Source organism: Variovorax sp. (assembly GCF_035634955.1).
GTDB lineage: Bacteria > Pseudomonadota > Gammaproteobacteria > Burkholderiales > Burkholderiaceae_C > Variovorax.
Genome location: NZ_DASQBZ010000032.1, coordinates 359,069 through 385,303, shown reverse-complemented (window position 1 = coordinate 385,303; position 26,235 = coordinate 359,069). Strand labels below are relative to the sequence as shown.

Sequence of the window (26,235 nt, the reverse complement as noted above, 5' to 3'; positions counted from 1 at the left end):
CGCGACCGACCCGGCCAACGCAGGCGACACGCTCAAGCTGCTGGGCGGCTCCACGGCCACCGGCGTGGGCGTGCGCCTGATGGTCGAGGGCACGCCCGTGGCCCTCTCGCCCAACGAGGCCTTCCACAGCGGCGGCACCGAACTGGCACTGCAGAACACCGCCGCCACCGCAGCCCTCAAACAGATCCCCTTCAGCGCCCAGTACGTCCAGACCGGCTCGAGCGTCACCCCAGGCTCCGTTCAGGCGCGTTGCTGGTCAATATCTCGTACAACTGAAGCCCGGGCGCGCCGGACCCGTGGGCGATCAGAGCTGGGAGAGGCGATCGAGCGCGTTGCGCAGCGTCTCGTCCTTCTTGGCGAAGCAGAAGCGCACCACCCGCTGGTCGAAGGCGTCGCCGTAGAAGGCGGACAGCGGAATGGCGGCCACGCCGACCTCGCGCGTGAGCCACAGGCAGAACTCGGCCTCGCTCAGATCGCTCACTTCCGAGATGTCCGCGCACTGGAAGTAGGTGCCCTCCGAAGGCAGCAGCCGCAGTCGGGTGCGCGCCAGCCCCTGCGCGAACAGGTCGCGCTTGCGCTGATAGAAGGCCGGCAGCTCCAGGTACGGAGCGGGGTCGGCCATGTAGGCAGCCAGCGCATGCTGCATCGGCGTGTTGACGGTGAACACGTTGAACTGGTGCACCTTGCGGAACTCAGCGGTCAGCGGTGCCGGCGCGGCCACGTAGCCGACTTTCCAGCCGGTCACGTGGTAGGTCTTGCCGAAGCTGCTGACGATGAAGCTTCGCGCCGCCAGACCAGGGAAGCGGGCTGCGCTTTGATGTTGCGCACCGTCGAACACCATGTGCTCGTACACCTCGTCGCTGATGACGAACACGTCGGTGGGCGCCAGCAACTCCTCGAGGCGGCGCATCTCGGCTTCGGTCCAGACCGTGGCGCTGGGGTTGTGCGGGGTGTTGATGATGATGGCCCGGGTGCGCGGGCCGAGTGCGGCGGCGATGCGGTCGAAGTCGGGCCGGAACGTGCCGGGCGTCAGCGGCACGCGCACGACCGTGCCGCCGGCCAGTTCGATGTTGGGCACGTAGCTGTCGTAGCAGGGCTCGAGCACGATCACCTCGTCACCCGGACGCACGATGGCCAGCACCGCCGTGATGATGGCCTGGGTGGCGCCGGCGGTGACGGTGATCTCGTCGGCGGCGCTGTAGGCGCGGCCATAGTGTGCCTGCACCTTGGCGGCGATGGCGTCCCGCAGCGGCGCGATGCCGGGCATCGGCGGGTACTGGTTCAGGCCCGCGTTCATGGCACGCGTCACTTCGCCGGTCAGGCGCGGGTCGCAGTCGAAGTCCGGGAAGCCCTGTCCCAGGTTGACCGCGTTCTTCTCGGCCGCCAGGGCCGACATGACGGTGAAGATGGTGGTGCCGACGGCGGGCAGCTTGGTCTGTATGGCGGGGGTACGGGGGGACATGGTGTTCAACGGGGCAGGTTCACAGTTCGTAGTCTTCGTAGTGACCGCTCAACGCCTTGGCGATGAGTTGCCGGTCGAGCCGGTCGGACAGCAATTCGGCAAACTTGAAGACGAAGTTGCGCAGGTAGGCGCTGCGCTTGAAAGCCACCCGCGCGATGTTCTGGCCGAACAGGTGGCCGACGGGACGCGTGGCCAGGTCGGCGTCGTTGTCGCCGCGCACGGCCATCTCGGCGACGATGCCCACGCCAAGGCCGAGGCGAACGTACGTCTTGATGACGTCGGAATCGATCGCCTCGAGCGCGACGCGCGGCGAAAGCTTGCGCTGTGCGAAGGCGTTGTCGATGCGCGTGCGTCCGGTGAACGACGGGTGGTAGGTGATGATCGGCTCGTCGGCGAGGTCTTCGAGCGAGATGCGTTCTTTCTCGACCAGCGGATGGTCCTTGGGCAGCACCAGCACGTGCTGCCATTCGTAGCAGGGCAGGGTGACGAGGTCGGGGTAGGCGGCCAGTGATTCCGTGGCGATGCCGATCTCGGCCGTCTCGTCGAGCACCATGCGCGCGACCTGGTCGGGCGAACCTTGGTGCAGGCTGACGTTGACCTTCGGATAGGCCTCGCGCAGCTTGACCACCGGAATCGGGAGCACATACCGCGCCTGGGTGTGCGTGGTGGCAATCGACAGCGTGCCGCTGTCCTCGGCACTGAACTGCTCGCCGATGCGCCGCAGGTTGCCCACCTCGCGCATGATCAGCTCGATGCTGGCAATGACGTGCTGGCCCGGCTCGGTGACCCGCTTCAGGCGCTTGCCGTGGCGCGCGAAGATCTCGACGCCCAGTTCTTCTTCCAGTTCGATGATCGCCTTGGACACGCCCGGCTGCGACGTGTGCAGCGCCTTGGCAGCCTCCGTCAAGTTGAGATTTCGGCGCACGGCTTCTTGAACAAACTTGAACTGGTGCAAATTCATAACGATCCCGTCTTTATTCGGGTTTCATTATGCATTCTTCGTCTATGAATGCCTTGCCTTCAGGGGTTTACCTGGGGGTCGGATTCGGGCTCGACGGCGATGCGCGCCAGCAGCGCGGTGACTTCGGGCATTTCGCCCACGGCAGTCCGCAAGCGGATGGACACGCCCGGATGCGCGGCGCGCAATTCGTCGAGCAGGCGCGGCAGGTCTTCGCGCAGGTGCTTTCCAACGCCCAGGAAGAGCGGCAACAGGTCGACCGCCTGCACGCCTTCGCCGACGAGCTGGTTCACGGCCTCGGCCAAGTCGGGCGCGGCGAGCTCGAGATAGGCGCAGCGCACGGCGATGCCGGCATCGAGGCGCCGCGCAAGCGCGGCCACGGCCTCCACCGGCTCGCGCCAGCGCGCGTCGCGCGAGCCGTGCGCGAACAGGACGACGCCGCGGCGCGGCGCCGGGGCATCCGGCGCAGGCGTCATCGCGCTACCGCCTCAGGACCAGCCAGCCGAAGGCGGCCAGCGAGAGCACCGAATAGATCAGCCCCGGCGCGGCGGAAGTCAGGATGGGCGGCCAGTTGCCCAGGTTGCCGATGTAGCCGAACACGTTGTTCAGCAGGAAGAAGCTGATGCCGATCATCACGCCGCCGAAAACATAGGTGGTGATGCCGCTTTGCCTGAAATGAAGATAGGCGAACGGGAGGGCCAGCACTACCATCACCAGGCACGACAGCGGATAGAACACCTTGCGCCAGAGTTCGATCTCGTAGCGCTGGGCGGTCTGTCCGTTGGCATCGAGGTGACGCACGTAGTCGAACAGCGCAGCCGTGCTCATGCGGTCGGGCTTGAGCAGGGCCACCGAGACCATCTCCGAGGTCAGGCTGCTCGGCCACTGTGTCGACGGCATGTGCACCGTCTCGATGCGCGCCTTGTCACCTGCGGGCTGAGCCTGGTATTCCTGCCGCTCGACCTCCGTGAGCGACCAGACGCCGTGCTTGTCGATGCGCGCGGACCGCGCCGTGGTGAGCGAGCTCAGGAAGCCGCGCTCGTCGAACTCATAGATGCGCGGATTGGTCAGGCTGCCGTCACGCCCGACCGAGGCCACGTTGACCGCGTAGGACTTGTTGCCCTGGCGCTCCTTGAGCCAGGCGCCGGTATTGCCGACGACCGCGTCCGACCAGCCCTTGAAGCGCGTCTCCACCAACTGGGCGAAGCGGTCGGCAACCGGCGAGACATAGTCGCCCACCGCGAAGGTGAGGATGACGAAGCCGAGGCCCAGCACGAGCAGGGCCCGCAGGGCACGCCATGGCCCGAGGCCGCTGGTGCGCAGGATGGTGTATTCGGAGCTTTGCGCCAGCCGCGCCATCACGAAGATGGTGCCGATGAGCACGGCGATGGGCAGCAGCTCGTACAGGTGGCCCGGGATCAGCAGCGTGACGTACAACAGCGCCTGCGGCGTGCCGTAGCCGGGCGAACCCGGCCGGCCGATCGACTGGAGCTCGTCCACCAGGTCGAAGAAGAAGAACAGGCAAAGGAAGCCCAGGACGACGAAGCCCACCGACTTGAGGACTTCGGCGTAGATCAGGCGCCGCAGCGTCTTCATGCGGCGGGTCCTCCCGTGGCCGCCCGCCGCAGGGGCAGCCGCAGCACCCAGTTGTTGTGGCGCTTGAGCAGCCACAGCAAGGTGGCCACGAAGACGCCGCCGTGCAGGACGAGCAGATAGTTGGCCATGCCGAACCTGCCGCTGGCGATCCAGCTTTCGCCCAGGTTCAGCAGGTTGTAGTAGATGACGAAGGCGAACAGCGCAAACAGCATGTTGCCGCTGCGCCCCACGCGCGGGTTGGCACTCGACACCGTCAGCGCCAGCAGCACGAAGTTGGCCGCGGCCAGCAACATGCCGATGCGCCAGCTGAACTGGCCCAGGTTGGGCGGCGTCGGCTGGCTCAGGAGATTCGTCGTGCTGCGCACGCGCGGGCGCTCGTCGTTGGGCATGCTGCTGGCCTTGCCGCCCAGCAGCGAGCCATAGGCCTGGAACTCGCTGATCTGCAGGTCGGACTGGTCGAGCGGGCGCTCGAGCCGCTGGCCGTTGCGCAATACGAGGAAGCGCTTGCCGTCGATGGTCTCGATGCGGCCGCTCTGCGCCGACGTCACGCTCTGTTCGTTGTGCTCGACCTGCGAGATGAAGATGTTCGACGCGGTGGTGCCGTCCGCCGTGTCCTTGTCGATGAAGAACACCCGGTTGCGGCCCGGTGACTCCTGGAATTCGCCCGGCGCCACGCGATCGATGTCGCCGCGAGCCTGGTAGCGGTCACGCAGGCCTTGCGTCTGCGAGTTGGCCCAGGGCCAGCCGACCAGCGCCAGCACCGCGATGACCACCAGGATGGGCCACGAGAACTGGTAGAGCGGGCGCACGAAGTTGGTCAGGCCCTGGCCCGAAGAAAACCAGATGACCATCTCGCTGTCCCGGTACATGCGCGAGAGCGTGCCGACGACGGCGATGAAAAGGCACAGGCTGAGGATCGTCGGCAGGTAGCCGAGCGAGGTGTAGGCCAGCACCAGGAACACTTCGGACGGGTTGACGCTGCCCTTGGCGGCGAGACGCAAGGTGCGGATCAGCATCATGGTGACCACGATGGTGAAGAGCACCACGAAGGTCGCGCCGAAGCTGCGCGACAGTTCCTTGCGTAAAGAGGATTGGAATAACATTGCTCGAGAGAATAAGGCGATTATGAACTTTCAACTCAAGACCCTTTCCCTGGTCCAGGCGACCGCTGACAAAGCCGATGCACTGATCGTCCTGGTGGGCGAGGGCGCCGTGACAGGCAAGGACCCGCTGAGCGCACTGCTGGCCAAGGTTCGCGCCGCAGGCGACCTGCCGGACAAGGCAGGCAAGCTCCTCAATCTGTACCTGCCGCTGGCCGACGGCCCGCGCAGCGTGGTGTTCGCCGCCATCGGCGACGGCAAGGATTCGTCGGTGCGCAGTGCGGTGGGCGCCGCCGTGTCGGCGGCGCGCGCCGGCAAGCCGGTGCGGCTCGCCGTGGTCTTCGCCCAGGCGCCGACTTCCGGCGCGCTGCGTGCGGCCGTGCTGGCGTCGTCGGACGCCTGCTACGCCTACACCGCCACCAAGTCGAAGGCCGAGCCCAACCCGGTGCGTCAGCTGATCATGGGGGTGCCCGACGCCGCCGCCGTCCAGGCCGAGTTCGACACGGCGGTCGGTACGGCCGCCGGCATCGAGTTCGCCAAGGAACTGGGCAACCGGCCGGCCAACCATTGCACCCCGACCATGCTGGCCGAGGCGGCGCAAGGTCTTGCGCGCGCGCCCAGGATCAAGTGCGAAGTGCTGGGCCCTAAGGAAATTGCCAAGCTGGGCATGGGTGCCTTTGCCGGCGTCGCCCAGGGCTCGAACGAGCCGGCGCGGTTCATCGTCCTGCACTACCAGGGTGCACCCAAGACGCAGGCACCGGTGGTGCTGGTCGGCAAGGGCATCACCTTCGACACCGGTGGCGTTTCGCTCAAGCCGGCCGCCGAGATGGACGAGATGAAGTTCGACATGTGCGGCGCCGCCAGCGTGCTGGGCGTGTTCCGCGCGCTCGGGGAACTGCGTCCGGCCATCAACGTGGTCGGGCTGGTGCCGACCTGCGAGAACATGAACGACGGAAAGTCGGTCAAGCCTGGCGACGTCCTCACGACCATGAGCGGGCAGACGGTGGAGGTGCTCAATACCGACGCCGAAGGCCGGTTGATCCTGTGCGACGCACTCACGTACGCCAAGCGATTCGCACCTTCGGCCGTGATCGACATCGCCACGCTGACGGGGGCCTGCGTGATCGCGCTTGGCGGCGTTCGCAGCGGCCTTTTCTCGCCGGACGACGAATTGGCGGCCGCGCTGGAGCGCGCCGGCGAGGCCTCGCTCGACCGCTGCTGGCGCATGCCCCTGGACGACGAGTATGGCGAGGGGCTCAAGAGCAACTTCGCGGACATGGGCAACATCGCCGGCCGCGCCGCCGGCGCGGTCACCGCAGCGAAGTTCCTGCAGAAGTTCAGCGGCGACTTCCGCTGGGCGCACCTGGACATCGCCGGGACCGCCTGGAAGAGCGGCGCCGCCAAGGGCGCCACCGGCCGGCCGGTGGGCCTGCTTCTGAACTTCCTGCTCGGCGATCCGCTTGCCCAGCCGAGCGCGGGCCGCACCAAGACCGGGAAGACGGCCGCCGGCGGTGGCCGGACGGCGCGCAAGACACGGGCACGCGCGTGACCGACATCGAGTTCCGGGTCGACCTGTCGGACAAGCTCGGCTACGCGGTGCGCCTGGCACGCAAGTACGCCCTGGCCGGCCAGCCTCAACTTGTGGTTGCCGCCGACGAGCCGATGCTCGACGCGCTCGACGCCGCGATGTGGAGCGGCGGCGCCGCCGAATTCCTGCCGCATTGCCGCGCCGACGCCCCCGAAGAGGTGCTGAGCCGATCGCCGGTCGTGCTGGCCGACGCGGTCGATGGCGGCACGCCCCATGCGGTCCTGCTCAACCTGGGCAGCACAGTGCCCGCAGGCTTCGAGCGGTTCGAGCGCCTGATCGAGCTGGTTGGCGTGGCGGACGAAGACCGGGCGGCCGGGCGCGAGCGCTGGCGCCACTACAAGCACCGCGGCTACGCGCTGCGGCACCAGAGCGCCTTCGGAGGGCGTGCCTGATGTCTGCGCCTACCAATCCGGTGCGCAGCCCGCCGCGCTTCGTGCCGACACTGACGACGGTGGTCGAACTGCCCGCGGTTGCGCCGGCCGTGTCGGAACCGGCGCTGCACGCGCATGCCGCCGAGGCGGCACCTGCTGCGCCCCGACCCGAGGCGGCGCTCATCGAGGATCTTGATTTCGGCCCGCTTCGTGCAGCGCCGCCGCCGGCTGGCGGCATGGTCGCCGTGGCGCTTTCGGACGAGGAGGCGCTGCGGCTCGAGGAGGATCTGCTCCATCGCGTCCTGCAGCGGGTGGACCTGTCGCTCGAGTCCCGGCTGACCGACACCGTGTCCGCCGCCGTGCAGGCACAACTCGACGCAATGCTGCCGCGCCTGCGCGGGCAGATCGAGGAGGTGCTGCGTGCCGTCGTGATCGAGGCGCTGGCGCAGGAACTATCGGAAACCCCAGGGTCTGCGGCGCCTTCCGGGCACCTGGGCATGGGCTAAACTGCGCGCCGTCTGGTGGCGCGAGGGCGCCGATGGACTGCGGCGCGAAAATTGCTGCATGCGCAAGGGGCCGGACACCGTGGAGGCGGCCCGGTTTTTTCTGATCTCATCGACTACGACATCCTGGAGGTTTCCTCATGCAATTGAAATGGACTGCAGTAGCCCTGGCGGCACTGACGCTGGTGGCTTGCGGCAAGAAGGAAGAAGCCGCGGCGCCGGCTCCTGCGCCTGCGCCGACTGCGGCTGCGCCCGCGGCAGCACCTCCGGCTCAGACGCTCGTCGTCAAGATCGGCCACGTGGCCCCCACCAGCGGCGCGATTGCCCACCTTGGCAAGGACAACGAACTGGGCGCCCGCATGGCCGTCGAGGATCTCAACGCCAAGGGCGTGAAGATCGGTGACAAGGTCGCCAAGTTCGAACTGGTGGCCGAGGACGACGCCGCCGATCCGAAGCAAGGCACTGCCGTTGCGCAGAAGCTGGTGGACGAGAAGGTCAACGGCGTGGTGGGTCACCTGAATTCGGGCACGACCATCCCCGCCTCCAAGCTGTACAGCGATGCCGGCATTCCGCAGATCTCGCCGTCGGCCACCAATCCCAAGTACACCCGCCAGGGCTTCAAGACCACCTTCCGCGTGGTCGCTGACGACACGCAGTTGGGCGGCACGCTCGGCAAGTACGCGGTCGAGACGCTCAAGGGCAAGAACATTGCAGTGATCGACGACCGCACGGCCTACGGCCAAGGTGTTGCCGAGGAGTTCGAGAAGGCGGCCAAGGCGGCTGGCGGCACCATCGTGGGCCATGAGTTCACCACCGACAAGTCGACCGACTTCAACGCCATCCTGACCAAGCTCAAGGGCTCCAGCCCCGACATCCTGTTCTTCGGCGGCATGGACGCGGTCGGCGGCCCGATGCTCAAGCAGGTCAAGCAACTGGGCATGGACGTCAAGTTCATGGGCGGCGACGGCCTGTGCACGGGCGAACTGGCCAAGCTGGCTGGCGACGCGGTCGGCGAAGACAAGGTCGTCTGCGCGGAAGCCGGTGGCGTCGAGGGCGACTTCAAGCAGCCGCTGGACGACTTCAAGGCCCGCTTCAAGCAGAAGAACGGCGTCGACGTGCAGATCTACGCGCCGTACGTGTACGACGCCGTGATGGTCCTGGCAGACTCCATGCAGCGTGCCGGTTCCGCCGATCCCGAGAAGTACCTGCCGGAAGTCGGCAAGACCAACTACAAGGGCGTGACCGGCCCGATCGCCTTCGATGAGAAGGGCGACATCAAGAACGGTGCGCTGACGCTCTACACCTACCGCGGTGGCCAGCGCGTGCAGATCGCGGTGGTGCGCTGATCGAGAAAGGTGCAGGCGGCTGCGCGTGCGCAGCCGGCAAGCACGAAGGGGCCCGCATGCGCGAGGCCCCTTTTTTCATGGCGGTGCCCGTCGTGGCGCGAGGCGGATTCAGCGCACCTCGACGACGCCCGTGACGGTGCCGTTCTGGTCGACCGTGCACTTGGCCTGCCGGCCGCTGGGCGCATGGCGCAGGTCCACCTGGTAGAGCGTGGCGGACGTGCCGACCTGGGAGCCGAGCACCTGGATGCTGTCCACCGGCACGTGGAAACGCCGTGCGGCCGCCGCCGCGCAATCGGCCTGCCCCTGGGCCGGCGCCTGGCTGCCGGGTGTCGAGATGGCGCAGCCGGAAAGGCCGAGACCGGCGACAAGCAGGTTGAAAAGGACCGCGGTCGAGTGGGCAGGGCGCATGTGGGCTCCGGATCGGAAGGGCATTGCAGCAGGGCGCAACCATACCGCAAAGCGCGCCGGCAGGGCATCACACCCGGATGCAATGACGGAGGGGCACGCTTGCGTCGGACGCCGAAGGCGGGCGCCTACAACCATTGAGGACGTCGTCTTAAGGCCCGCCTAAGATTCATGGGCGACATTAATGACTCGGCAGTTCTTGTCTCTTCTCCTCCTCCCTCCTCACTTGAGAACTGCTGTTGAGCCCGCTTCGTGCGGGCTCTTCTTTTTTGTGCAAGCGCCAGCCGCCTGGCTCAGGAGCGCGGGTAGCTTCCCGCTTCTTTCGTGCTGGTGCGGGCGAGCCTGGCGGCGTAGGCCCGCGCGACTTGGCCCAGGCCGTAGGCGACGCGGCGGGTTTCCATCGACAGGCGGAACCGCATGGCCGGCAGTCGCTGGTACCACGCAAGCTTGAACGGCCGCAGTTGCGCGCGGTCGCCGATGGTGCTCGGCAGGCCGGTTTCGGCCGGGCAGGGAAGCGGCGTGACGACGCGAAGACGCAGGCCGAATGCCACGGCCTGCTCGAGCGCGTGGTCGTAGGGCAGCGTCATCGGCAGCAGGCGCTTGAGCAGCACCTGGGCCGCGTGGCGGTTGAACAGGATGCAGTTCGCATTCATCAGCCGGCTGAGCGGTACCGCCAGGCTGTGCTTGGGAGAAAGCGCCGCGACGGGCACCGGCGTACCGCCGTGGAAGCTGGAAAGCTTGACGATGTCCCACTGGTCGTGGCACTGGGCCAACTGCTCCAGCACGACGGCGAAATCCTCGGGAAAATCGGCATCGTCTTCCAGCACGAGCGCCCACATCCACGGACCGTCGAGGAAAGCCTTCAGGGCCTTGATGTGCGAGAGATAGCAGCCGACCTCGGCCGGATTGAGGCGCTTGCCATGGCGCTGGCGAAACCCGCGCTCATCCACCTCGGCGCACTGGGACATGTCGAGTGTCTTGCCGTCCACGCCGGGCACACGCAGCCAGGGAAGCTGCGCACGCTCAAGCCGTTCCTTCATGGCCTGAAGGCGGTCTGGCGAGCGGTCGAGATTGATGAGGAAAGTCTGGAACTGGGCGCTAGAGATCACGTTTCCTGAACCTGCAGCTAAGCACTGGCTACTACCCTTCCTTCGTGCAGGACAGGCCGACCAGCGGTGATTGAAAACATCGTGGTGGGCAATGCCCGGCTGCCCCAGCTCCGAACGGCGCGGCGAGTTCCGATGCTCGCGCACGTGCCCGGGGGCACTCAATATCGATGTGGTATTGATACTTTCGTCGACTTTTCACCCTGTCGACTTGGCGGAGCAGGCGGGATTCGAACCCGCGGTGGGCTATTAACCCACACACGCTTTCCAGGCGTGCGACTTAAACCACTCATCCACCGCTCCGAGCCCACGATTATAGCCTTTGGCGGGGCTGGTTCAGGAGACGGCGGGCGTCTTTCCGCTCTGGACCATCCGCATGGCCGAGGCGATCAGCGCCGCCGTCTCGGTCATGTTGCTCGGCACGATCAGGGTGGACGTGGCATCGGCGGCCACCTTGCTGTAGGCGTCGACGGCCCGCTCTGCCACCTTGAGCTGCACCGCCTGATCGCCGCCGGGCTGGCGGATGGCAGCGGCGATGCGCTCGATCGCCATTGCGGTGGCCTCGGCGACGGCGGTGATGGCGGCGGCCTCGCCCTGGGCATTGTTGATCTGCGCCTGCTTTTCCCCTTCGGAGCGGGCAATGAAGGCCTCCCGTTCGCCGGTGGCGATGTTGATCTGCTCCTGCCGGCGCCCTTCGGAGGCCGCGATCAGGGCGCGCTTTTCGCGCTCGGCGGTGATCTGGCGCTGCATGGCGTGCAGGATCTCCTTGGGCGGCGTCAGGTCCTTGATCTCGTAGCGCAGCACCTTGACGCCCCAATTGAGCGCCGCCTCGTCGATGGCTGCCACCACCTGCGCATTGATGATGTCGCGTTCCTCGAACGTCTTGTCCAGTTCCAGCTTGCCCACTACGCTGCGCAGCGAGGTCTGAGCCAGCTGCGTGACGGCGACGATGTAGTTGGAGCTGCCGTAGCTGGCGCGCATGGCGTCGGTCACCTGGAAGTACAGGATGCCGTCGACCTGCAGTTGCGTGTTGTCGCGCGTGATGCAGACCTGGCTGGGCACGTCCAGCGGGATTTCCTTCAGGCTGTGCTTGTAGGCGACCTTGTCGATGAACGGGATCAGGAAATTGGCTCCCGGTGCCATGGTGCCGTGGTACTTGCCCAGCCGCTCGCGCACCCAGGCGTTCTGCTGCGGGACGAACTTGACGGACTGGCTGATGAAGATGATCGCGATGACCAGGATGATTGCGGCAACTTCCATGATGTTCTCTCTCTCCTCTTGGGTTGTTTCTGTTGTCCGGCCGCGTCAGATCTTGTCGACCACCAGCCGGCTGCCGACGATCTCCGCGACGCGGTGCACGCCGGTTGCTGGCGTGACGCCGGGGCGCGAGATGACGGTCCACTGCGCGCCCCTGAAGCGCACGCTGGCAGTGCCGTCCGGGTTCCAGGAGTCGATCACGACCTGCTCGCCGATGTCGAGGTTGAGGTCGCGATTGGCGGCGCTGGGCGGGTCGGCGGGACGGCGGCGCTGGATCAGGTACCAGGCCAGCACCGAGACGGCGCCGACCACCGCGGCGACCACCAGCTGGATCTGTATGCTGGCACCGGCATGCGCGGCGATCGCGGCGGCGGCGAAGCCGGCGCCGAGCAGCAGCAGATAGATGGTGCCGGACAGCAGTTCGAGCACGACGGCGGCGCCGGCGATCAGCCACCAGATGGTGGATTGAGCCATGGAGTCTCCCCTTGTTGAACTTCGCCTGTGATTCTGCTTCAAAAGCCGTTGCGCGCCGGTCATCCGTATTCCGTACACTCTCGCCCTCGTTTCCCGCCCGGAGCTTTCCGACATGAAATTTCGCTTTCCCATCGTCATCATCGACGAGGACTACCGCTCCGAGAACACTTCCGGGCTGGGCATCCGCGCCCTGGCGACCGCGATCGAGACCGAGGGCTTCGAGGTGCTGGGCGTCACCAGCTACGGCGACCTGAGCCAGTTCGCGCAGCAGCAAAGCCGTGCCAGTGCCTTCATCCTGTCGATCGACGACGAGGAGTTCAGCGTCGGCCAGGGCCTGGACCCGGCGGTGCTGAGCCTGCGCACGTTCATCGAGGAAGTGCGGCGCAAGAACGCCGACGTCCCGATCTACGTCTACGGCGAGACCAAGACCAGCCGGCACCTGCCCAATGACATCCTGCGCGAGCTGCACGGCTTCATCCACATGTTCGAGGACACGCCGGAGTTCGTGGCGCGCCACATCATCCGCGAGGCCAAGAGCTACCTCGAAGGCGTGCAGCCGCCGTTCTTCAAGGCGCTGATCGACTACGCGGAAGACGGCTCCTACAGCTGGCACTGCCCGGGCCACTCGGGCGGGGTGGCGTTCCTCAAGAGCCCCGTGGGCCAGATGTTCCACCAGTTCTTCGGCGAGAACATGCTGCGCGCAGACGTGTGCAACGCGGTCGAGGAACTGGGCCAACTGCTCGACCACACCGGCCCCGTGGCGGCCAGCGAGCGCAATGCCGCCCGGATCTTCAACGCCGACCACTGCTTCTTCGTCACCAACGGCACTTCCACGTCCAACAAGATGGTCTGGCACCACACGGTGGCACCGGACGACGTGGTGGTGGTCGACCGCAACTGCCACAAGTCGATCCTGCACGCGATCATCATGACCGGGGCCATCCCGGTCTTCATGAAGCCCACGCGCAATCACTTCGGCATCATCGGCCCGATCCCGCGCAGCGAATTCGAGCAAAGCGCCATCAAGGCGAAGATCCGGGCCAATCCGCTGCTCTCGCACGTGGATGCCGACAAGGTCAAGCCGCGCGTGATGACCCTGACGCAGTCGACCTACGACGGCGTGCTCTACAACACCGAGACGATCAAGAAGATGCTCGACGGCTACGTCGACACCTTGCACTTCGACGAGGCGTGGTTGCCGCACGCGGCGTTCCACCCCTTCTATGGCACCTATCACGCCATGGGCAAGCGGCGCGTGCGGCCCAAGGATTCGCTGGTCTTCGCCACGCAGTCCACGCACAAGCTGCTGGCGGGCATCAGCCAGGCCAGCCACGTGCTGGTGCAGGACTCGCAGAACCGCATGCTCGATCGGGACCTGTTCAACGAGGCCTACCTGATGCACTCGTCGACCAGCCCGCAGTACGCCATCATCGCCAGCTGCGACGTGGCCGCGGCCATGATGGAACCGCCGGGCGGCACGGCGCTGGTCGAGGAAAGCATCCTCGAGGCACTCGACTTCCGCCGCGCCATGCGCAAGGTGGAAGACGAGTTCGGCAAGGACGAGTGGTGGTTCAAGGTGTGGGGCCCCGAGAAGCTGGTCGACGAGGGCATCGGCCGCGCCGACGACTGGATCATCAAGGGCGAGGCGCGGACCGCCAAGTGGCACGGCTTCGGCAACCTGGCCGACGGCTTCAACATGCTCGACCCGATCAAGTCGACGGTCGTCACGCCGGGCCTGGACCTCAAGGGCAAGTTCGCCAGCACGGGCATTCCGGCGAGCATCGTCACCAAGTTCCTGGCCGAGCACGGTGTGATCGTCGAGAAGACGGGCTTGTACAGCTTCTTCATCATGTTCACGATCGGCATCACCAAGGGCCGCTGGAACACGCTGTTGACGGCGCTGCAGCAGTTCAAGGACGACTACGACCGCAACCAGCCCATGTGGCGGATCATGCCGGAGTTCTGCCAGCAGCACCCCGGCTACGAGCGCATGGGGTTGCGCGACCTGTGCCACCGCGTGCACGAGCTGTACGCCAAGTTCGACATCGCCCGGCTGACGACCGAAATGTACCTGTCGGACCTGACGCCGGCCATGAAGCCCAGCGATGCCTTTGCCCACATCGCGCACCGCAAGACCGAGCGGGTGGAGATCGACCAGCTCGAAGGGCGCATCACCACCAGCCTGATCACGCCGTACCCGCCGGGCATTCCGCTGCTGATCCCGGGCGAGGTCTTCAACAAGAAGATCGTCGACTACCTCAAGTTCGCGCGACAGTTCAATCTGGAATGCCCAGGCTTCGAGACCGACATCCATGGCCTGGTCGTCCGAGCCGACGAGACGGGGGTCAAGCGCTACTTCGCCGACTGCGTTCGGGCCGGCTGAGGGCGGGCGCTGCTCACCCGAGCCGCAGCACCAGCACGCCGGCCAGTATCAGCAGCGTGCCGGCGCCGCGCTGCAGTCCGAACGGCTCGCGAAGCCACAGCGCGCCGATGAGCGCGGCGAACAGCACCGACGTTTCGCGCAGGGCGGCGATGACCGCTACCGGCGCGTGCGTCATGGCCCACAACGCGATGCCGTAGCTCCCGAGCGAGGCCACGGCGCCACCGAGGGCAATCGGCCAGCGGCCCTTCATGTACGCCAGCGCCTCCCTGCGCCTGCCCGGGCGGCGCCACAGGACGAGCAGCAGGAATGGGATGCCGTCGAAAAGGAACAGCGTGGCCGCGTAGGCCACGGCATTGCCCGAGACGCGCACGCCCAGGCCGTCGACAACGGTGTAGACGGCGATGATCACGGCGTTGGCCAGCGCGAAGGCCAGGGCCTTGGATCGGTTGGCGGAGGGGTCGACATGCATCGCCGAGCGTGCCAGGCCGAGGGTGACGACGCCGGCGCAAAGCACGGCCACGCCGGCCCAGGCGCGATGCGACAGGGCCTCGCCGATCAGCGCCAGGCTGCCCAGAGCCACCAGCATCGGTGCGCAACCGCGCATCAAGGGATAGGTCAGGCCGAGGTCGCCGTGCTTGTAGGCGCCTGCCAAGGCGATGTAGTAGCCCAGGTGGATGACGAGCGAGGCCAGCAGGTATGGCCACGACTCGCGCGCGGGCAGGCCGGCATGAAGCAGCAGCGGCAAGGCCACCAGAAAGCCGATGCTGTGGACCAGCGCGGTGTCGAGCGACTTGTCCTTGCCGGACTTGATCAGCGCGTTCCAGCTTGCGTGCAGCAATGCGGCGAACAGCACGGCGAGGACGATCGGCAGCGGCACGGCGGGCATGTGCCGACCCTATTCGTCCAGGTCGTTGCGCACGCGCACGAAGCGCGCGAAGCGGGGCAGGCCCGAGCTCGTGAGGCCGTTGTAGCGGAAGTTCACCCAGCTGCCCACGGGCGGCGGATTCTCGCGCTCGGCGTCGGTGAAGCCGCCGCCGAGCTTGAAGCGCCGGCCGTCGCGGGTCTCGACCACGAGGGCGCCCATGCGACGGGCATGCCGGCCCTGGCCGGGCACTATCGACAGCACGCGGGCATCGTCCTCGTCGTGGTCCTTGACCTTGAGCAGGTCGTCGCTGCGGCCGACCCGGTAGCGCGAACTGCCCCGATGCAGCATGAGGCCTTCGCCGCCTCCGCGCACGGTCCGCTCGAGGAGCCGTTCGAGCGCCTCATGTGTCGTGGCGCGCTGCTGCGGCACCGCGAGCAACCATGGCGACCGCGGAATCGGCAGCAGCCGGCGCAATGCTTCCAGCCGCCGGTCGAAGTCGCCCGGCTGCGCCGGAAGGTCGAACACCATGAAGCGGATCTCGCGCCAGTCGGTGTCGCGGGCGGCCTGGCTGCGGACCGTGGACACCGCCGTCGAGAACTTGCCGCGGCCGGCCCAGAGCTCACCGTCCATGGGCTGCGCCGGCCATCCGGCAGTGAACCACGCCGGCGCTGCCACGACGTCGCCCCCGCGCAGTCGCAGCTGCTTGCCGTCCCAGAACCCGCGCACCCCGTCGTACTTCTCGCTGACCCAGTATTCGGTCAGCGGTACGCCGGGACGGTAGTTCTCGGCCAGCATCAGCCGGGGCGCCTCGTCGGCGCCGGCGTGGGCGAATCGCAGCGGCAGGCAGCCGATCAGGGCGGCTGCCAGCAGGGCGCGGCGTTTGCGGGAGGCGGGAGACGGTGGCAGGGTCGGCGGAAACGTGAAAAGCATGCAGGACGCGTCGGGAAGAGGCCTTACTCGGCCATGCCGCCGACCACCTGGCTGAAGCCGCCGTCCACGTAGGTGATCTCGGCCGTCACGCCGCTGGCCAGGTCCGACAGCAGGAAGGCGGCCACGTTGCCGACTTCGTCGATGGTGACGTTGCGGCGCATGGGCGCCACGTCAGCCACTGCCGACAGCATCTTGCCGAATCCCTTGATGCCGCTGGCCGCCAGCGTCTTGATCGGGCCGGCGCTGATGCCGTTGACGCGGATGCCCTTGGGGCCCAGGGATTCGGCCGCGTATCGGACCGACGCCTCGAGCGAAGCCTTTGCCAGGCCCATCGTGTTGTAGTTGGGCAGGGCGCGTTCGGCGCCGAGGTAGGTGAGCGTCAGCAGCGCAGCCTTGTCGTTCAGGTAGGGCAGGGCCGCCTTGGCCATGGCTGGAAAGCTGTAGGCGCTGATGTCGTGCGCCAGGCGGAACGCCTCGCGCGACAGGCCTTCGAGGAAGTCGCCGGCGATGGCCTCGCGCGGCGCGAAACCGATGCTGTGCACGAAGCCGTCGAACTTCGGCCAGGCCTGCGACAGGTCGGCAAAGAGCTTGTCGATCTGCGCGTCGTCGCCCACGTCGCAGTCGAACACCAGCTTGGAGTCGAAGTCCGCCGCGAACTCGGTGATGCGGTCCTTGAAGCGCTCGCCCACGTAGCTGAACGCCAGTTCGGCGCCCTGGGCATGGCAGGCCCTGGCAATGCCGTAGGCGATCGAGCGGTTGCTCAGCACGCCCGTGATGAGGAGTTTCTTGCCGGCGAGGAAGCCCATGTCAGTATCCTTCGAGGTTGACCTTGTTTTCTTGGGCAGAATTCTCGCATGCGCGCATGTTGGCTACTGGCTTGGGCCCTCTGGGCCGCACCCGTCTGGGCGGCGCATGCGTACGCGCAGTTCGGCGACATCAAGTATTCGCCCGGCTTCAGCCATTTCGACTACGTCAACCCCGATGCGCCCAAGGGCGGCGAGATCCGCATGGTGCCGCCGACCCGGCCCACCAACTTCGACAAGTTCAACCCGTTCACGCTCAAGGGAACCGCGCCCTATGGCCTGGGCCAGCTCATGTTCGAGAGCCTGCTGGTCGGCAACAGCGAAGAGCCGACGACGGCCTACGGCCTGCTGGCCGAGGATGTCGAAGTGCCGCCGGACGGCCTGTCGGCCACCTTCCGGCTGAACCCGAAGGCGCGCTTCCAGGACGGCACCCCGGTGCTGGCTACCGACGTGGTGCACTCGTTTCGCACCCTCATCAGCAAGGAGGCGGCGCCGCAATTTCGCATCGTCTACGCCGAGGTCAAGGACGTGACAGCCATGGGCGAACGTACCGTGCGCTTCGACTTCGTGCGGCCGAACCCCGAACTGCCGCTGGTCGTCGGCGGCATGCCTGTGTTCGGCCGGACGTGGGGTGCGGGCAAGCCCTTCGACCAGGTCATCACCGACATGCCGGTGGTTTCGGGGCCGTACAAGCTGTCCAGCGACCGGCTCGGGCGTGACGTGACCTACGTGCGCGACCCGGGCTACTGGGGGGCTGAGCTCCCGACGCGGCGGGGGCAGTTCAACTTCGACCGGGTGACCTTCAAGATCTACCTGGACGACACCAGCCGGTTCGAGGGCCTCAAGGCCGGCGAATACGACTTCATGCGCGAGTTCAGCTCGCGCAACTGGGCGCGCCAGTACACGGGGCGGATGTTCGATTCGGGGCAGGTCGTCAAGCGGGCCTTTCCCAACGGCAATCCTGGCGACTACCAGGGATTCGTGTTCAACCTGCGCAACGACAAGTTCAAGGACGTGCGGGTGCGCCAGGCGATCGGGCTGGCCTATGACTTCGCCTGGCTCAACCGCCAGATGTTCTACGGGCTCTACCAGCGCGTGGAGGGCTGGTTTCCCAACAGCGAGTTCCACGCCGGAGGCTTGCCCGGGCCGGACGAGCTCGCCCTGATGGAGCCGCTGCGCGACAAGCTCGCCCCCGAGGTATTCGGTCCGGCAGTGCGTTCGCCGAGCACGGAGCCGCCGGGCAGCCTGCGAGAAAACCTGCGCGCGGCGCGCGACCTGCTCGCCCAGGCGGGATGGACCTACCGCGACGGCGCGTTGCGCAACGCCAAGGGCGAAGCGTTCACGATCGAGGTGCTCAACGACCAGCCGTCGCTCGTGCGGGTGATCGCGCCGTTGCAGACCTCGCTGCGCAAGCTGGGCATCGAGATGAGCTTTCGCAGCGTTGATTTTTCGCTGGCCCAGCAGCGCATGGACAATTTCGATTTCGAGATGACCACCATCCGCATCCCGGGCAGCACGGCGCCAGGCAGCGAACTGATCGACCGCTTCGGCTCCGAGGCGGCCAGGACACCTGGGTCTTCCAACATCTGGGGCATTGCCGATCCGGCCGTCGACGCGATCGTCGCCAAGGTGATCTCGGCGCGAACCCGGCCCGAACTGGTTGCGGCCGTGCGCGTGCTCGACCGCGTTCTCTCGCATGGCCACTACGGCATCCCGCAGTACTACGGCAACGCATTCCTGATCGGCTACCGGCCGGGCCCGTTCGTGCTGCCGCCGACGATCCCGTCGTACTACGATGCCGGCAACTGGGCCATCTCCACCTGGTGGGCGTCGGCCGCCAACAAATAGGAAAAGGCAGAGCGCCGCACCATGTCCAGCTACATCCTCAAGCGACTGCTGCTGATGCTGCCAACCCTGCTCGGGGTCATGCTGATCACGTTCATGGTGATCCAGTTCGTGCCGGGCGGGCCGGTAGAGCAGATGGTCGCGCAGCTGCAGGGGCGCGACTCGGGCGGCGAGCGCGCCGCGTCGTCCGGGGCGGGATACCGCGGCCGCCAGGGGCTGGATCCGCAGCGCGTCGAGGAAATCAAGAAGCTCTACGGATTCGACAAGCCGGCGCCGCAGCGCTTCTGGGACATGCTGCGCTCGTTCGCCCGCTTCGACCTGGGCACGAGCTTCTACCAGCGCAAGGACGTCTGGCAGCTGATCAAGGAGAAGCTGCCGGTCTCCATCAGCCTCGGGCTGTGGACCTTCTTCATCAGTTACCTGGTGGCGGTCCCGCTGGGTGTCGCCAAGGCGGTGCGTGCCGGCACCCGTTTCGACTTCGCAACCACGCTGCTGGTGCTGGTGGGGTACGCCATTCCCGGCTTCGTCCTGGGCGTGGCCCTGCTGGTGGTGTTCGGCGGCCAGCTCCAGTGGTTTCCGCTGCGGGGGCTGACGTCGTCGAACTGGGAGCAGCTGGGCTGGGGCGCGCGGATTGCCGACTATCTCTGGCACATCACGCTGCCGCTGATCGCCATGGTGCTCGGCAGCTTCGCAGTCATCACCATGCTGACCAAGAATTCCTTTCTGGAGGAGATCCGCAAGCAGTACGTGCTGACGGCCCGGGCCAAGGGGCTGGACGAACGCAAGGTGCTCTGGAAGCACGTCATGCGCAATGCCCTCATTCCCATCGTCACCGGCTTTCCCTCGGCGTTCATCGGTGCGTTCTTCACCGGCTCACTGTTGATCGAGACGCTGTTCTCCCTCGATGGGTTGGGCTTGCTGAGCTATGAAAGCGTCATCCGCCGCGACTACCCGGTCGTGCTGGGCACGCTGTTCTTCTTCACGCTGATCGGCCTGTTCACCAAGCTGATCTCCGATCTCTGCTACGTGGCGGTCGATCCGCGAGTGAAATTTGACTAAGCCCGACGTTCCGGCCGAAGCCGCCGCGCAGGTGCTGGCCTCCCTGAGTCCCGGGCGTCGCGCCTGGCGGCGCTTCCGGCGCAACCGGCTGGGTTTCGTCAGCCTGGTGCTGTTTTCCATCATGGTGGTGCTGTCGCTGTTCGCGGAGGTGCTGTCGAACGACCGGCCACTGGTCGTGCACTACGAAGGCAAAACCTACTTTCCGGTGCTGCGCGACTATTCCGAGAAGACTTTCGGGGGCGACTTCGAAACCCCGGCCGACTACCTCGATCCCTTCATCCGCGAGCGCATCACCGGCGGGGGCAACTGGGCCGTCTACGCGCCCAATCCGTATGGGCCGCTGACCATCAACTATTTCGCGAAGCTCCCCAATCCGGCGGCGCCGTCGAGTCAGAACGTGCTGGGCACCGACGACCGCGGGCGTGACCTGCTGGCGCAGTTGATCTACGGGTTTCGTGTCAGTGCGCTGTTCGCGCTGGCGCTCACGGTGATCGGCGTGGTGCTGGGCATCGCCGCGGGGGCGGTCCAGGGCTACTTCGGCGGCAAGGTCGACCTGATCTTCCAGCGCCTGCTCGAAATATGGGGATCGATGCCGGAGCTGTACCTGCTCATCATCTTCAGCGCCGTGTTCGCGCCCAGCGTGGCGCTGCTCCTGATCCTGCTGAGCCTGTTCGGATGGATGGGCCTGTCGGACTACGTCCGGGCCGAATTCCTGCGCAACCGGCAGATGGACTACGTGCGCGCCGCCCGCGCCCTCGGGGTGGGCAACCTGAGCATCATGCGGCGGCACATATTGCCCAACAGCATGACGCCGGTCGTCACGTTCCTGCCGTTTCGCATGAGCGCGGCGATCCTGGCGCTCACGTCGCTCGACTTCCTGGGCCTTGGGGTGCCGCCTGGCACGCCCTCGCTGGGCGAGCTCCTCAACCAGGGCAAGGCCAACCTCGACGCGTGGTGGATCTCCATTTCGACGTTCACGCTGCTGGTGGTCACGCTGATGCTGCTCACTTTCATGGGCGACGCGCTGCGCGATGCGCTCGATCCGCGAAAGGTCGACCGATGAGCCAGACCTTGCTGCAGGTGAGGGACCTGCGCGTCGCGTTCGGCGGCAAGGAGGTGGTGCACGGCGTCGACTTCGACCTGGCGGCCGGCGAGAAACTGGCGCTGGTGGGCGAATCCGGGTCGGGCAAGACGGTGACTGCGCTGTCCCTGCTGCGGCTGGTGCCGGATGCCCAGGTCGACGGCAGTGCCCTGTTCTCGCCGCCTGCAACCGCCACGGGGCAGGGTGGGGCGCCGCGCGACCTGCTTTCGTTGCCGGAGCGCTCGCTGCGCGGCGTTCGCGGCAAGGAGATCGCCATGATCTTCCAGGAGCCCATGACGGCGCTCAATCCGCTCTACACGGTGGGTGACCAGATCGCCGAGACGTTGGAACTGCACGAGGCACTGTCGGCAGCAGCGGCGCGCGATGCCGCGGTGCAACTGCTGGCCGAGACCGGCATTCCCGAGCCGCAGCGCCGCGCCGGGGCGTTCCCGCACCAGTTGTCGGGCGGCCAGCGACAGCGCGCCATGATCGCCATGGCGCTGGCCTGCAAGCCGCGGCTGCTGCTGGCCGACGAACCCACCACCGCACTGGACGTGACGCTGCGCGGCCAGATCCTGGAGCTGATCGACCTGCTCGCGCAGCGGCACGGCATGTCGGTGCTGCTGATCACGCACGACCTGAACATGGTGCGCCACTTCGCCGACCGGGTGGCCGTGATGGAGAACGGCTATCTGGTGGAGCAGGGGCCCGTGCGCCAGGTGTTCGGGGCGCCTTCGCATCCCTACACGCGCCGGCTGATCGACAGCCGGCCCGTGCGCGATGTCGACGCCCTGCCGGCGCAACCCGGCGCGCCGGTGCTGCAGGCGCAGGGCCTGCGGGTGGGCTACCCGGTGCCGCGACCGGGTATTCGCGGCTGGTTCGGCAAGGACGAGTACGTCGCGGTGCACGGCGCCGACCTGCGCATCCTGCCTGGCGAGACGCTCGGCGTGGTGGGTGAGTCAGGTTCGGGCAAGTCGACGCTGGCACTGGCGGCGCTGGGCCTGCTGCCGTTTCGTGGTCGGCTGGAGGTGGCGGGCGGCCAATGGCGCAGCGGCGCCGCCGATCGCGGCTTGCGGCGCCGGGTCCAGGTGGTCTTCCAGGACCCGTTCTCGTCCCTGTCGCCGCGCATGACGATCGAGGAGATCGTCGGCGAAGGCTTGTCGGTGCACGAGCCGGCGCTGGACCAGGCGGGTCGGCGGGCGCGTGTTGCGGCGGCGCTGGAGGAGGTCGGCATGGGCGAGCGGCAGTTCCCCGGCCTGCTGGCACGCTATCCGCACGAGTTCTCGGGCGGCCAGCGCCAACGCATCGCGGTCGCCCGCGCGCTCATCGTCCAACCCGAGCTGCTGGTGCTCGACGAGCCCACGAGCGCACTCGACGTGACCATCCAGAAGCGGGTGCTGGCGTTGCTGCAGCGCCTGCAGCGCGAGCGCCGCCTGAGCTACCTGCTGATCACCCACGACGTGCAGGTGATCCGCGCCATGGCGCACCACGTGCTGGTCATGAAGGACGGACGCATCCTGGAGTCGGGCGCAGTCGAACGCGTGTTGGACGCGCCCGAACATCCCTACACCCGCACGCTGGTGGAGTCCGCGCAGGATGTCTGAGGCATCGGATCGGCGCGGAGCCTGGCGCGCGGCGCTTGCCGGCATGGTCTGCCTGGCGGTGGTGATGGGCCTGGGCCGCTTTGCCTTCACGCCGGCGCTGCCCTTGATGCTGCACGAAGGCAAGCTGGACCTGGCTGGCGGCGGCCTGCTCGCGTCACTCAACTACCTGGGGTATTTCGTGGGCGCCTTGTCCGGTGCTGCCATCCGGGTGGCGCCGCCGCGGATGATCCGCGTCAGCCTGGTCGCCACGGTCGCGCTGCTGCTCGGCATGGGGCTGACCGGCAGTTTCGCCGGCTGGGGTGTGCTTCGCACCGCGGCGGGCGTGGCCAGCGCCTGGGCCTTCGTCTTCGTCTCCGGCTGGTGCCTGCGGCGGCTGGCGGAGACCGGCGCACCGCGTCTGGTCGGCCTCATCTATACGGGTCCTGGCGTCGGTATCCTGCTGGCGGGCGTCGTCGGGGGCCTGGCGGGGCGCTGGGGTGCCGACGCGGCCTGGTGCATCTACGGGGTGCTTGCGCTGCTGCTCAGCGCCGCGATCTGGCGGATATTCGACGACCCTCATGCCGTTGTGGGTTCGGCGGGCGGCCCGCCGGCCGAACCCGTACCGGAAGCGGGCGCCGCCGCGGCCCGGGACGCGCGCTGGCTGATCGCGCTGTATGGCCTGGCCGGCTTCGGCTACATCATCACCGCCACCTTCCTGCCGGTCATCGCCCGACAGGCGCTGCCCGGCACGCCCTGGCCGGACCTGTTCTGGCCGATGTTCGGCCTCGCCGTGGTGGTCGGTGCCATCCTGGGGGCGCGAATTCCGGGGCACCTGGACAACCGGCTGCTCCTGGCGGCCGGCTACCTCATGCAGGCGCTGGGCGTGCTGTTGTCCGTCGTGTGGCCCACGGTGGCGGGTTTTACCCTGGGCAGTCTCCTGCTGGGGCTTCCTTTCACGGCCATCACCATGTTCGCCGTGCGCGATGCGCGGCGCCTGCGCGGCAATGCCGCATCCAGCCTGATCGGCCTGGCCACTGCCTCTTACGGCGTCGGGCAGATCGTCGGCCCCCTGTTTGCCGCTCCCCTGGCGCAGCGCACGGGTTCTTTTGCGGTGCCATTGCTGGTGGCGGCCGGCGTATTGGCTTTCGGGGCGCTCATGTTCGGCTGGGTTTGGCGCCAAGGTGTGAATCGGATGGGCAAATTGCCAGCAAATGTTTTATAATCTGAAGCTCACGACCAAACGGGCGGGTAATTCACCGCCCGTTTTTTATTGGTCGACATCAATTGCCGGCGCGGGCGAGACGCGAATGGATTCGGATCGGATGATCGCGGCCGGCAGGACACAACAGGAACATCAGAGAACGCGTGGCGCTGCAGCAGACTGTAGAACAAACCGTGGCCGGGCTCGGCTACGACCTGGTCGAGATCGAACGCTCGGCCGGAGGCTTGCTGCGCGTCACGATTGATTTGCCCTGGGTCGGCCCCCAAGTGGATGACCTGGGCGGCGCGGCCAGGCCGGTGCAGCCCTTCGTGACGGTCGAGGATTGCGAAAAGGTCACGCGCCAGCTGCAATATGCGCTGGAGGTCGAGGGTGCCGAGTACAAGCGGCTGGAGGTGTCCTCGCCGGGCATCGATCGTCCGCTGCGTCACGAAAAGGACTTCGAGCGCTTTGTCGGCGAGATGATCGACATCACGCTCAAGGCGCCGATCGGTGCGGCCGGCCAGGGTGGCGGCGCGCCGGTGGCGGCAACACGCAAGAAATTCCGGGGCACGCTCGAGCGTGCCGACGGGGGCGGCTGGCAGATCGTCTGGAGCGATGCGCCGGCCCCGAAGCCAGGACAGAAGGTGGGCAAGAAGCGCGCGAATGCGCCCGTGGTGCTGCAGGCGCTGGGCTTTTCGCTCGACGAGCTGCGCGAGGCGCGGCTGGCGCCCATCGTTGATTTCAAGGGCCGCAAGGCCCCCAACCAGGAAGCTCGCATTGAGGAGCCCGGTCGCGCGGCGCCGGAAAACGAACAGAAGCAGGAGTGGCGGCAATGAATCGCGAAATGTTGATGTTGGTGGATGCGATCTCGCGCGAGAAGAACGTCGAGCGTGACGTCGTTTTCGGCGCGGTTGAATCCGCGTTGGCGCAGGCCACCAAGAAGCTCTACCAGGGCGAGGTGGACATCCGTGTGGCGGTCGACCGCGACAGCGGGGAATACGAAACCTTCCGCCGCTGGCACGTGGTGCCCGACGAGGCCGGCCTGCAATTGCCCGACCAGGAAATCCTCCTGTTCGAAGCGCGCGAGGAAATGCCCGACATCCAGGTGGACGAGTACATCGAGGAGCCGGTGGATTCGGTGCCGATCGGCCGTATCGGCGCGATGGCGGCCAAGCAGGTCATCCTGCAGAAGATCCGCGACGCCGAGCGCGAGATGCTGCTCAACGACTTCATGAGCCGCGGCGAACGCATCTTCACCGGCACCGTCAAGCGGCTGGACAAGGGCGACATCATCGTCGAGGCGGGTCGTGTCGAAGGCCGCCTGCGCCGCTCGGAGATGATCCCCAAGGAGAACCTGCGCAACGGCGACCGCGTCCGCGCCATGATCATGGAGGTCGACCTGACCCTGCGCGGCGCGCCGATCATCCTGTCGCGCGCGGCCCCCGAGTTCATGATCGAGCTGTTCCGCCAGGAAGTGCCCGAGATCGAGCAGGGCCTGCTGGAGATCAAGAGCTGCGCTCGCGACCCCGGCAGCCGCGCCAAGATCGCGGTGCTGTCGCACGACAAGCGGGTCGACCCGATCGGCACCTGCGTCGGCGTGCGCGGCACGCGTGTCAATGGCGTGACCAACGAACTGGCCGGCGAACGCGTCGACATCGTGCTGTGGAGCGAAGACCCGGCGCAATTCGTGATCGGCGCCCTGGCGCCGGCCAACGTCAGCTCCATCGTCGTGGACGAGGAGCGGCACGCCATGGACGTGGTCGTCGACGAGGAGAACCTCGCCATCGCCATCGGCCGCGGCGGCCAGAACGTGCGCCTGGCGTCCGAGCTGACCGGCTGGAAGATCAACATCATGGACGCCAACGAGTCTGCACAGAAGCAGGCGCAGGAAGTCGACGTTAGCCGTCGCCTGTTCATGGAAAAGCTCGATGTCGACCAGGAAGTGGCCGACATCCTGATCGCCGAAGGCTTCACCAGCCTCGAAGAGGTGGCCTACGTGCCGATCTCCGAAATGCTGGAGATCGAATCGTTCGACGAAGACACTGTCAACGAGCTGCGCTCGCGAGCCAAGGACGCGCTGCTCACCATGGAGATCGCCCGCGAAGAAGGCGTTGAAAGCGTCTCACAGGATTTGCGCGACCTGCCCGGGTTGGACGCCGAGCTCATCGGCAAGCTGGCCGAGGCCGGCGTCAACTCACGCGACGACCTGGCCGACCTGGCCGTGGACGAACTCATGGAAATTACCGGCCAACCCTCCGAGGAAGCCAAGGCGCTGATCCTGAAAGCCCGCGAACACTGGTTCGTCGGCCAAGAGTGACG

At 66.9% G+C, this 26,235-nt stretch carries 25 protein-coding genes and 1 tRNA gene; 12 read left to right on the top strand and 14 right to left on the bottom strand.

Annotated features, from left to right (window positions below; translation table 11 throughout):
* The 6 genes from VES41_RS22675 to lptF form a co-directional block, all read right to left on the bottom strand.
* Window positions 1–228 (bottom strand): hypothetical protein (locus VES41_RS22675; protein WP_324821755.1); only part of this gene is annotated, 228 nt, incomplete at its 3' end.
* 76 nt (window positions 229–304) lie between these two features.
* A complete protein-coding gene (locus VES41_RS22670; protein ID WP_324821753.1) occupies window positions 305–1,462 on the bottom strand; it encodes a pyridoxal phosphate-dependent aminotransferase in 1,158 nt (385 codons plus the stop codon).
* A gap of 19 nt (window positions 1,463–1,481) precedes the next feature.
* Window positions 1,482–2,423 carry a CysB family HTH-type transcriptional regulator gene (locus VES41_RS22665; protein WP_324821750.1) on the bottom strand — a complete coding sequence of 314 codons (942 nt, stop codon included), beginning with the start codon at window positions 2,421–2,423 and terminating at the stop codon, window positions 1,482–1,484.
* A 59-nt stretch (window positions 2,424–2,482) separates the two neighbouring features.
* Window positions 2,483–2,896 carry a CbiX/SirB N-terminal domain-containing protein gene (locus tag VES41_RS22660; RefSeq protein WP_324821748.1) on the bottom strand — a complete coding sequence of 138 codons (414 nt, stop codon included), beginning with the start codon at window positions 2,894–2,896 and terminating at the stop codon, window positions 2,483–2,485.
* 4 nt (window positions 2,897–2,900) lie between these two features.
* Window positions 2,901–4,016, bottom strand: coding sequence for an LPS export ABC transporter permease LptG (lptG, locus tag VES41_RS22655; protein WP_324821746.1), 1,116 nt, complete (start codon window positions 4,014–4,016; stop codon window positions 2,901–2,903).
* On the bottom strand, window positions 4,013–5,119 hold the full coding sequence (lptF, locus tag VES41_RS22650; RefSeq protein WP_324821744.1) for an LPS export ABC transporter permease LptF: 1,107 nt from the start codon (window positions 5,117–5,119) through the stop codon (window positions 4,013–4,015). Before lptF ends, lptG begins: the two co-directional genes overlap by 4 nt.
* Window positions 5,120–5,141: 22 nt before the next feature.
* On the opposite strand from lptF, the gene VES41_RS22645 reads away from it, so the two are divergent.
* The 4 genes from VES41_RS22645 (at window position 5,142) to VES41_RS22630 (ending at window position 8,924) form a co-directional block, all read left to right on the top strand.
* Window positions 5,142–6,665 carry a leucyl aminopeptidase gene (locus VES41_RS22645; RefSeq protein WP_324821742.1) on the top strand — a complete coding sequence of 508 codons (1,524 nt, stop codon included), beginning with the start codon at window positions 5,142–5,144 and terminating at the stop codon, window positions 6,663–6,665.
* A complete protein-coding gene (locus VES41_RS22640) occupies window positions 6,662–7,096 on the top strand; it encodes a DNA polymerase III subunit chi (RefSeq protein ID WP_324821739.1) in 435 nt (144 codons plus the stop codon). Before VES41_RS22645 ends, VES41_RS22640 begins: the two co-directional genes overlap by 4 nt.
* Window positions 7,096–7,581, top strand: a complete 486-nt coding sequence (locus tag VES41_RS22635; protein ID WP_324821737.1) for a hypothetical protein — start codon at window positions 7,096–7,098, stop codon at window positions 7,579–7,581. Before VES41_RS22640 ends, VES41_RS22635 begins: the two co-directional genes overlap by 1 nt.
* A gap of 137 nt (window positions 7,582–7,718) precedes the next feature.
* Window positions 7,719–8,924, top strand: coding sequence for a branched-chain amino acid ABC transporter substrate-binding protein (locus VES41_RS22630; RefSeq protein WP_324821735.1), 1,206 nt, complete (start codon window positions 7,719–7,721; stop codon window positions 8,922–8,924).
* 108 nt (window positions 8,925–9,032) lie between these two features.
* On the opposite strand, the gene VES41_RS22625 is transcribed toward VES41_RS22630, so the two are convergent.
* From VES41_RS22625 to VES41_RS22605, 5 genes are all read right to left on the bottom strand, one after another.
* Complete coding sequence (locus VES41_RS22625) at window positions 9,033–9,332, bottom strand: hypothetical protein (RefSeq protein ID WP_324821733.1); 300 nt, start codon at window positions 9,330–9,332, stop codon at window positions 9,033–9,035.
* Window positions 9,333–9,622: 290 nt separating this feature from the next.
* Window positions 9,623–10,438 (bottom strand): glycosyltransferase family 25 protein, encoded by an 816-nt coding sequence (locus VES41_RS22620; RefSeq protein ID WP_324821732.1) that lies wholly within the window; start codon window positions 10,436–10,438, stop codon window positions 9,623–9,625.
* A 209-nt stretch (window positions 10,439–10,647) separates the two neighbouring features.
* Window positions 10,648–10,738, bottom strand: a tRNA-Ser gene (locus tag VES41_RS22615).
* Window positions 10,739–10,771: 33 nt separating this feature from the next.
* Window positions 10,772–11,695, bottom strand: a complete 924-nt coding sequence (locus tag VES41_RS22610; RefSeq protein ID WP_324821730.1) for a stomatin-like protein — start codon at window positions 11,693–11,695, stop codon at window positions 10,772–10,774.
* Between the two features lie 45 nt (window positions 11,696–11,740).
* The gene (locus VES41_RS22605; protein WP_324821728.1) at window positions 11,741–12,166 is read right to left on the bottom strand and encodes an NfeD family protein; all 426 of its coding nucleotides are present in this window, start codon (window positions 12,164–12,166) and stop codon (window positions 11,741–11,743) included.
* Between the two features lie 112 nt (window positions 12,167–12,278).
* Here VES41_RS22605 and VES41_RS22600 point away from each other — a divergent pair, with 112 nt between their 5' ends.
* Entirely contained in the window at window positions 12,279–14,549 is a 2,271-nt protein-coding gene (locus VES41_RS22600) for an arginine/lysine/ornithine decarboxylase (protein ID WP_324821726.1), read from the top strand.
* Between the two features lie 13 nt (window positions 14,550–14,562).
* Here VES41_RS22600 and VES41_RS22595 read toward each other — a convergent pair whose 3' ends face one another.
* Genes VES41_RS22595 through fabI form a run of 3 tightly spaced genes read right to left on the bottom strand, consistent with a single transcriptional unit; the run spans window position 14,563 to window position 17,150 of the window.
* Window positions 14,563–15,435, bottom strand: coding sequence for an EamA family transporter (locus tag VES41_RS22595; protein WP_324821724.1), 873 nt, complete (start codon window positions 15,433–15,435; stop codon window positions 14,563–14,565).
* Window positions 15,436–15,444: 9 nt separating this feature from the next.
* Window positions 15,445–16,344 (bottom strand): DNA ligase, encoded by a 900-nt coding sequence (locus VES41_RS22590; RefSeq protein ID WP_324821722.1) that lies wholly within the window; start codon window positions 16,342–16,344, stop codon window positions 15,445–15,447.
* Window positions 16,345–16,367: 23 nt separating this feature from the next.
* A complete protein-coding gene (gene fabI / locus VES41_RS22585) occupies window positions 16,368–17,150 on the bottom strand; it encodes an enoyl-ACP reductase FabI (protein ID WP_324821720.1) in 783 nt (260 codons plus the stop codon).
* 48 nt (window positions 17,151–17,198) lie between these two features.
* Here fabI and VES41_RS22580 point away from each other — a divergent pair, with 48 nt between their 5' ends.
* The 7 genes from VES41_RS22580 to nusA all read left to right on the top strand — a co-directional run bounded on the left by VES41_RS22580 (window position 17,199) and on the right by nusA (window position 26,233).
* Window positions 17,199–18,995, top strand: coding sequence for an extracellular solute-binding protein (locus VES41_RS22580; RefSeq protein ID WP_324821718.1), 1,797 nt, complete (start codon window positions 17,199–17,201; stop codon window positions 18,993–18,995).
* Between the two features lie 21 nt (window positions 18,996–19,016).
* Window positions 19,017–20,051: a microcin C ABC transporter permease YejB gene (locus VES41_RS22575; RefSeq protein WP_324821716.1), complete on the top strand. Its 1,035-nt coding sequence runs from the start codon at window positions 19,017–19,019 to the stop codon at window positions 20,049–20,051.
* Entirely contained in the window at window positions 20,044–21,114 is a 1,071-nt protein-coding gene (locus VES41_RS22570; RefSeq protein WP_324821715.1) for an ABC transporter permease, read from the top strand. Before VES41_RS22575 ends, VES41_RS22570 begins: the two co-directional genes overlap by 8 nt.
* Window positions 21,111–22,736 carry a dipeptide ABC transporter ATP-binding protein gene (locus VES41_RS22565; protein WP_324821713.1) on the top strand — a complete coding sequence of 542 codons (1,626 nt, stop codon included), beginning with the start codon at window positions 21,111–21,113 and terminating at the stop codon, window positions 22,734–22,736. Before VES41_RS22570 ends, VES41_RS22565 begins: the two co-directional genes overlap by 4 nt.
* Window positions 22,729–23,937, top strand: a complete 1,209-nt coding sequence (locus VES41_RS22560) for a YbfB/YjiJ family MFS transporter (RefSeq protein ID WP_324821711.1) — start codon at window positions 22,729–22,731, stop codon at window positions 23,935–23,937. Before VES41_RS22565 ends, VES41_RS22560 begins: the two co-directional genes overlap by 8 nt.
* 143 nt (window positions 23,938–24,080) lie before the next feature.
* Window positions 24,081–24,752, top strand: a complete 672-nt coding sequence (gene rimP, locus VES41_RS22555) for a ribosome maturation factor RimP (protein WP_324821709.1) — start codon at window positions 24,081–24,083, stop codon at window positions 24,750–24,752.
* Entirely contained in the window at window positions 24,749–26,233 is a 1,485-nt protein-coding gene (gene nusA, locus VES41_RS22550; RefSeq protein ID WP_324821706.1) for a transcription termination factor NusA, read from the top strand. Before rimP ends, nusA begins: the two co-directional genes overlap by 4 nt.
* Window positions 26,234–26,235: the final 2 nt, after the last annotated feature.

Excerpts from the sequence above, each read along its gene's own strand:
- VES41_RS22595 (WP_324821724.1), bottom strand. The coding sequence starts at position 15,435 with ATGCCCGCCGTGCCGCTGCCGATCGTCCTCGCCGTGCTGTTCGCCGCA.
- VES41_RS22635 (WP_324821737.1), top strand. The coding sequence starts at position 7,096 with ATGTCTGCGCCTACCAATCCGGTGCGCAGCCCGCCGCGCTTCGTGCCG.
- VES41_RS22575 (WP_324821716.1), top strand. The coding sequence starts at position 19,017 with ATGTCCAGCTACATCCTCAAGCGACTGCTGCTGATGCTGCCAACCCTG.
- VES41_RS22605 (WP_324821728.1), bottom strand. The coding sequence starts at position 12,166 with ATGGCTCAATCCACCATCTGGTGGCTGATCGCCGGCGCCGCCGTCGTG.
- VES41_RS22645 (WP_324821742.1), top strand. The coding sequence starts at position 5,142 with ATGAACTTTCAACTCAAGACCCTTTCCCTGGTCCAGGCGACCGCTGAC.
- VES41_RS22580 (WP_324821718.1), top strand. The coding sequence starts at position 17,199 with ATGCGCGCATGTTGGCTACTGGCTTGGGCCCTCTGGGCCGCACCCGTC.
- VES41_RS22625 (WP_324821733.1), bottom strand. The coding sequence starts at position 9,332 with ATGCGCCCTGCCCACTCGACCGCGGTCCTTTTCAACCTGCTTGTCGCC.
- VES41_RS22600 (WP_324821726.1), top strand. The coding sequence starts at position 12,279 with ATGAAATTTCGCTTTCCCATCGTCATCATCGACGAGGACTACCGCTCC.
- VES41_RS22565 (WP_324821713.1), top strand. The coding sequence starts at position 21,111 with ATGAGCCAGACCTTGCTGCAGGTGAGGGACCTGCGCGTCGCGTTCGGC.
- lptF (WP_324821744.1), bottom strand. The coding sequence starts at position 5,119 with ATGTTATTCCAATCCTCTTTACGCAAGGAACTGTCGCGCAGCTTCGGC.
- VES41_RS22560 (WP_324821711.1), top strand. The coding sequence starts at position 22,729 with ATGTCTGAGGCATCGGATCGGCGCGGAGCCTGGCGCGCGGCGCTTGCC.
- VES41_RS22590 (WP_324821722.1), bottom strand. The coding sequence starts at position 16,344 with ATGCTTTTCACGTTTCCGCCGACCCTGCCACCGTCTCCCGCCTCCCGC.
- VES41_RS22665 (WP_324821750.1), bottom strand. The coding sequence starts at position 2,423 with ATGAATTTGCACCAGTTCAAGTTTGTTCAAGAAGCCGTGCGCCGAAAT.
- nusA (WP_324821706.1), top strand. The coding sequence starts at position 24,749 with ATGAATCGCGAAATGTTGATGTTGGTGGATGCGATCTCGCGCGAGAAG.
- VES41_RS22670 (WP_324821753.1), bottom strand. The coding sequence starts at position 1,462 with ATGTCCCCCCGTACCCCCGCCATACAGACCAAGCTGCCCGCCGTCGGC.
- VES41_RS22610 (WP_324821730.1), bottom strand. The coding sequence starts at position 11,695 with ATGGAAGTTGCCGCAATCATCCTGGTCATCGCGATCATCTTCATCAGC.
- fabI (WP_324821720.1), bottom strand. The coding sequence starts at position 17,150 with ATGGGCTTCCTCGCCGGCAAGAAACTCCTCATCACGGGCGTGCTGAGC.
- lptG (WP_324821746.1), bottom strand. The coding sequence starts at position 4,016 with ATGAAGACGCTGCGGCGCCTGATCTACGCCGAAGTCCTCAAGTCGGTG.
- VES41_RS22660 (WP_324821748.1), bottom strand. The coding sequence starts at position 2,896 with ATGACGCCTGCGCCGGATGCCCCGGCGCCGCGCCGCGGCGTCGTCCTG.
- VES41_RS22630 (WP_324821735.1), top strand. The coding sequence starts at position 7,719 with ATGCAATTGAAATGGACTGCAGTAGCCCTGGCGGCACTGACGCTGGTG.